1 protein-coding gene is annotated in these 1,486 nt (G+C 58.0%); it reads right to left on the bottom strand.

Annotated elements, in window-relative coordinates; genetic code table 11:
* Positions 1-151 precede the first annotated feature (151 nt).
* Positions 152-1,333, bottom strand: coding sequence for a delta-9 fatty acid desaturase DesA (gene desA, locus DBR18_RS06115; protein ID WP_108589660.1), 1,182 nt, complete (start codon positions 1,331-1,333; stop codon positions 152-154).
* Positions 1,334-1,486: the final 153 nt, after the last annotated feature.

Here is a 1,486-nt window from a genome sequence, read left to right as displayed (position 1 = left end):
TTGCTCCCGCCGGGCGGTAATCACCCTGATCACGCTGCCTGGAGGGTAATGGCACCAACTCTGTAGGAGCTGCCGCAGGCTGCGATCTTTTGATTTTGGTTTATAAAGACAAGATCAAAAGATCGCAGCCTTCGGCAGCTCCCACAGGAGGTTATGCAGTTGGGCGCAGCGAGTAGGTTTTCAACTGATCGGCGAATTCACGCAGGGACTGGATACCGCTGGCCTCGGCCTCGTGCACCCATTCCTTGATGGCGGCGAGCATGTCGTGGCCATTGGCACTGGTCTTGACCCAGATCTGCTGCAGGGCCAGGCGTTTTTCGTAAATTACCTTCAGCGCCTGGCTGTGCTCGAGCATGTTCTGGATGCGCAAGTGATGGCGGTCTTCCAGCAGGCTGGTTTCCCGCGACAGCAGGCGTTTGGCCCGATGGAATTGATGGCGTACCGAATGATCGACCTTGTCCAGCTCCTGCTTGACCAGTGGGCCGATCACCAACTTGCGGTACTGGGCCATGATCTGGAAGCGGTTGTTGAGGATCGCCATGGCGGTGTCCATGTCCAGACTGCCCTTGCCTTCGACGCGGTGGGCGATCGGTGCCACACGCTGCACCTTGGCCAGACGCAGGAAGCTGAAGACCTTGATCCATGCCCAGCCAAGGTCGAACTCCCACTTCTTCACCGACAGCTTGGCCGAGTTGGGGTAGGTGTGATGGTTGTTGTGCAGTTCTTCGCCGCCGATCAGGATGCCCCACGGCACCAGATTGGTTGCCGCGTCGCGGCACTCGAAGTTGCGGTAGCCGATGGCATGGCCCAGACCATTGACCACGCCGGCGGCCCAGACCGGGATCCACATCATCTGGATCGCCCAGATGGTGATGCCGATGGTGCCGAACAACAGCAGATCGATGACACCCATGATCGCCACTCCCAGCAGCGGATAGCGGCTGTAGACGTTGCGCTCGATCCAGTCTTCCGGGCAGTTCTTGCCGTAGATGCGCAGGGTCTCCGGGTTCTCGGCTTCGGCGCGATACAGCTCGGCGCCTTTGCGCAGCACGGTGGACAGGCCCTTGATGACCGGGCTGTGCGGGTCATCTTCGGTTTCGCATTTGGCGTGGTGTTTGCGGTGGATGGCAGTCCACTCGCGGGTGTTCTGCGCCGTGGTCAGCCACAGCCAGAAGCGGAAAAAGTGTTTGAGACCGGCGTTCAGCTCAAGCGAACGGTGGGCCGAATAACGGTGCAGATAGACCGTGACGGCGACAATTGTCACGTGGGTCATCAGCAGGGTGACCGCGACCAGTGACCAGGCCGACAAGCCAAGAAAACCTTCGTACCACATAGGCTATAGGGCCCTCGATAAAGATAAAAACAGCCGTTGCATTATCACCAAGCACACAGATAAAACCAGTCGCCCTTTCAGATAAGAGTCGCTGGATGTTTCTTGACCTATAATTCCAACCTTTTTTGTAGGGACATGGACAGCCGAATGTCT

Origin of the sequence: Pseudomonas sp. HMWF021, assembly GCF_003061005.1 — a bacterium.
Classification (GTDB): domain Bacteria; phylum Pseudomonadota; class Gammaproteobacteria; order Pseudomonadales; family Pseudomonadaceae; genus Aquipseudomonas.
This window is presented reverse-complemented; position numbering and strand designations above follow the sequence as displayed.